At 65.9% G+C, this 349-nt stretch carries 1 protein-coding gene; it reads left to right on the top strand.

The features are described from left to right. Positions 1-162 precede the first annotated feature (162 nt). Positions 163-339 (top strand): hypothetical protein, encoded by a 177-nt coding sequence (locus ACEWQZ_RS09675; protein ID WP_476482887.1) that lies wholly within the window; start codon positions 163-165, stop codon positions 337-339. Positions 340-349: the final 10 nt, after the last annotated feature.

Raw genomic sequence — 349 nt, 5'->3', positions numbered from 1 at the left:
GCGGATCCAGTGCAGGAGCTGAGACATGTTCGTCATTCCTCTGCAGTGTTGAACTTGATGGGCTGGCGCGCCAGCACTTCCCTGCCCTGGCGCTGCACGTAGAGGCTCGCGTAGTCGGCGGCCTCTGGCGGCAGGGTGATCTGCCGCGGCGTACGAGACCCGATGCACTACCGCTCCACGCGCGAAGGCTCGCCGCGGAAGCTGACCATGCCGCCAGAGGCCGGCGACTACGAGATCCTCTACGTGCAGCGCCAGGGCAGGGAAGTGCTGGCGCGCGAGCCCATCAAGATCAACACCGCCGAGGAAAGACGAACTGCCAGCGGCAGAGCCCACGGCTGAACGCCACTCA

This window comes from Wenzhouxiangella sp. YN1 (assembly GCF_056324145.1).
This window is presented reverse-complemented; position numbering and strand designations above follow the sequence as displayed.